At 58.1% G+C, this 3,922-nt stretch carries 3 protein-coding genes; 1 reads left to right on the plus strand and 2 read right to left on the minus strand.

Features of this window, described 5'->3' with window-relative positions; all coding sequences use genetic code 11:
* Positions 1-471 precede the first annotated feature (471 nt).
* Entirely contained in the window at positions 472-981 is a 510-nt protein-coding gene (locus WCA53_RS18580) for a DUF1993 domain-containing protein (protein WP_423913807.1), read from the minus strand.
* A 1,098-nt stretch (positions 982-2,079) separates the two neighbouring features.
* On the opposite strand from WCA53_RS18580, the gene WCA53_RS18585 reads away from it, so the two are divergent.
* A complete protein-coding gene (locus tag WCA53_RS18585; RefSeq protein ID WP_423913810.1) occupies positions 2,080-2,955 on the plus strand; it encodes a transporter in 876 nt (291 codons plus the stop codon).
* Positions 2,956-2,994: 39 nt separating this feature from the next.
* On the opposite strand, the gene WCA53_RS18590 is transcribed toward WCA53_RS18585, so the two are convergent.
* Positions 2,995-3,693: a potassium channel family protein gene (locus WCA53_RS18590; RefSeq protein ID WP_423913813.1), complete on the minus strand. Its 699-nt coding sequence runs from the start codon at positions 3,691-3,693 to the stop codon at positions 2,995-2,997.
* Positions 3,694-3,922: the final 229 nt, after the last annotated feature.

The following is a 3,922-nucleotide window of genomic DNA, read 5'->3' on the forward strand; positions in this document are numbered from 1 at the left end:
TGACCCGACGTGCCTGACGATAGAGAGACGCTAATTGCAGGGTTGCGGCTCGGTATGAGCCTCAACCACGCGGACCCTGACGCAGGGTCAAACGCGCGGTAGCGCGCACCTGGATCGCCACCCGCCCCCAAAAAAAAAGCACCCCGAAGGGTGCTCACGCCAGCATGTATTTTGGACGGTTTGTTTTTGTTTACCCCGATTCCCAATTCTCGGTGCCGACTGGGCGTTGATACAAGAATCGACGCGAAGCAGTGGTGACCCGTAGATTGGTTTTTGTTGTTTCAGCTGGTGAGAGCACTATAGGTCAGACAAAAAGGATGTTGAAGTAAAAACCGCTTAAAAGCGTATGCCAGCGCACATTGACGTGGGGCTCTCGTCCCAGGTAGCCGACATCCAACGAGGCGCCCGATGCCCCTCATGCAGATCGCGAAAACCACGCGCCGGGGAGTCCAGACGCGCGGTTGCGAACGATCAGTAAGCGCCCATGTAATCGCGCTTGCCGAGGTTCACGCCGTTGTGGCGCAAGATCGCATACGCGGTCGTGACATGGAAGAAGAACTGGGGCAGGCCGTAGTGCTGCAGATAGGCGCTACCACCCAGCTTCTTCTCTTTCGGCGTTCCCGGACGCAGGATGATTTCCTTGTTCTCGCTACCATCGAATTGCGCGGCGTCGAATGAACCGATGTGGTCCAGGGCCTTGGCAATGAGTGCTTGCAGGTCGGCGAACGTGACTTCGGTGTCGGGCCACGACGGTACGTCCACGCCAGCCAGGCGCGCGGTCACGCCCTTGGTAAAATCGGCAGCGATCTGGACCTGGCGCACCAGCGGGAACATGTCTGGGAACAGGCGCGCCTGCAACAGTGCGTTCGGCTCGATGTTCTTTTCCGCGACGTGTGCTTCGGCTTTCGCGAGCACCTCGGACAAAGCTGTCAGCATTTGCTTGAAAACCGGAACGGATGCGTTGTACATGGAAATGGTCATGATTACTCTTATCGTCGATGTTGGCTGCCGACGCGGAAGATGCCGCGCCAGCGGGTTGCGTGTCTGGATTGACGCTTGAACTCATCACTTGTGCGGCGTGCCGGACGCAGGGCAGGATTATAAGCGTGCCGGCGAATCCCGGATGGAAACGCGACGCTCTCTCTGGCGAGGACCGGACCGGAAGGGCCGAGCTTGAAAAAGCGGGGGCAACTCGCGAACTGCGCCACGCGCCGAGGTGGTCGATCTGCGTTGATAAAAGGGGAATGAACGGGGAATGAATCGGTCGCTCACGCGCAAGAGCGAAAAGCTGCGTTACTCGTCCGGACACGATTCGCGACTATCTGCGCGCCGCTGTGAAAGACGGCTGGCGCCCGTTGCAGCAGCCTCATAAAAATCCGGACATCCAGCAACCATAGATGCGCAATGCTATGTATCTAGATGACATGATTCGCGTGCAGTCGGTCTCCGCTGTATCCGCAGTTGTGTGCTGCGCGCATGCAAATGACAGTCTGACGGTTTCAATTGCAACCCGCGTTTGTGGCAGTCTTCATGCATGTCTTCCCGCTTGGGCTTTTGTATACGCCCTTGCCGTTCACGGTCTTGGCCTCTCCGCCCCTGTTCGTCGTGGTCGTAGCCACACCGTTCTGATTTTTCTGTGACTTCCAGCCGTTACCGGTGTTCGGATTGTAACCACCTGCTTGCTGCCCGTTGTTGCAAACCCTGCGGCCAGTCGCGGTAGTGCTACATTCCGCGAATGCATTTGTATAAAACAGCATGCATGCCAATATTGCAAGAACTCTCATGGTGACCTCCGGTTGTCATCGGCGAAAAACGCCTATACCGCCGCGTGCGTCATTCAATACTAGTTCATCTCTAAGGTTTCCTACTCGTCCTTTTCAACCCGATACATTCGACTGGCGTCAAAAATAGACGCCGGTCCATTATGATTCTTCGAACGTGGCTCATATGACGTTTCGACTAGGGACGACGGCCGTGATAATACCGAGCGCATCGATCGACTTGAATCGCGAGAATAGAGCTAGCCGCTCACCCTCACGCTCACGAATCCCGCGGCGCTTCCGGTGCCTCGCGGCGAGCGTGGCTGGCATCTGGTCTGCGTTAGCGCTCGCGCAGGAAATGGAGCCGCGCACCTATTCCGCGGTTCCTGTCGGAACTAATTTCATCGTGGCGACCTATGCGAGATCAAGCGGTGACATCACGTTCGACCCCTCGCTGCCCGTTACCGGCCTGCAAGCCACAATCAACAATTATTCCCTTGGGTATTCTCACAGTTTCGGCATGCTGGGTCATGTCGCGAGCGTGGCTGTCTCGGTGCCGTATGCCAATGCCAACGTGACGGGTAACGTCGAAGGAGAGGCCGCACGGGCGTATCGATCCGGCATGGGTGACGTGCGGTTTAGGTTTGCCGCGAATCTTCTCGGGGGTCCCGCACTCACGCCAGCAGAATTCGCGCAGCGCAGCCCCGATACCATCCTCGGCGCCAGCTTGAGCGTGATAGCGCCGACCGGGCAGTACGTACCGACACGCATCATCAACGTCGGGTCGAACCGGTGGGCGTTCAAGCCCGAAGTCGGACTATCCCAGCCTATCGGCGACTGGTTTGTGGAAGGCACGGCTGGTGTCTGGCTCTTCACCGACAATCCTGACTTTTATGGTGGCACCCGCCGCAGCCAGGATCCACTGCCGACATTCCAATTGCATGGTGGCTACACGTGGCGGCCCGGGCTGTGGCTCGCCGCGGACATGACTTATTACACGGGCGGCCAGACAAGCGTCAACGGCCTCCTGAACCACGACCTGCAACGCAACGTTCGCTACGGCGTCACGTTGTCATTTCCTCTTTCTGCGCAATGGTCAGGCAAGCTCGCGTGGTCGCGTGGACTGGTCACGAGTTTCGGTGGCAACTTTCAAACGATCTCAGTCGCGCTTCAATATCGCTGGTTCAATCGCTGACGCGCTTCGGCGAGCCAATATTCAGCGACCTGAAGCGCGTCACCGGTGCGTACCGTCTGCGCTGCTCGCGGCATGCAGTGACACGAGTCGCGCGAGTACGATTGCGGGATAAAGCTGACCGATCAGTGCCTCTAGAATCGCGAGCGACCTCGCCAGGTGGGCCAGTGGTGTGACGTCACCATATCCCACTGTGGTAAGCGTGACGAAACTGAAGTAGACCCATGTTGAGCGATCCGTCGGACTGCCCTCAGGTGGGATGCCGGCAAACGCATCCGGCACATGGGCGTTTAGAAGTTGATAGGCCTCGGCCCAGACGACACCGATCAATACATAAAGCACGACGGCGCCCAGTATTCGGTCGACCGTCACTGTGCCACCGCTAAATATCTTGATGCCAATGACAACGCACAGGATCCCGAGCGCAAAGAGCCCTGTTATGTCGTATAGCCCCGGTGTGGTTCCTAACGGAAGGAGCCATGCTGTGCAACGTATCACGATGGCGACAATGGCGACCACGGCAATCGCCAGGAATTGCCTGCGGTGGTCTGACACTGTCGTCATGCCGCTCACCAGGATCAGCGACAGCAGCACGTCTCGCGCCACGCGCGCAAGGATGCTGTTGGGCGCGACGGTAAAGGGCACGACGAACACGTTAAGGACGAGTAGAAAAAGCAGAACCGCCATGCTGTCGATACGTAACCTCACGTTGCGATCGTGCCACCGTTGCGGATCGGCCATCGTCGCTCCTGGTCATGGTCGAAGCGAGACGCGGCTCGCGGCAAGCAGAACCGGCTCTCACTGGCGATGCATGGCTCGACCCCATGGATCGCCAGCTTGACGAAAAGTTAGAGAGCCTTATTAGGCGCCTTTCCGGCCGAACCGGCTTTAAGCGCCCTCGCTACTCCCGCGCCGTATTCCGGATCGGCTTTCGAGCAGTGTTCGATATGAAGGTTGCGGATCGGCTCCG

Origin of the sequence: Caballeronia sp., from assembly GCF_049581465.1 — a bacterium.
In the GTDB taxonomy this organism is placed as follows: domain Bacteria; phylum Pseudomonadota; class Gammaproteobacteria; order Burkholderiales; family Burkholderiaceae; genus Caballeronia.

Bases quoted from the DNA above. Each gene is read 5' to 3' on its own strand.
- WCA53_RS18580 (WP_423913807.1), bottom strand. From the start codon at position 981: ATGACCATTTCCATGTACAACGCATCCGTTCCGGTTTTCAAGCAAATG.
- WCA53_RS18590 (WP_423913813.1), bottom strand. From the start codon at position 3,693: ATGGCCGATCCGCAACGGTGGCACGATCGCAACGTGAGGTTACGTATC.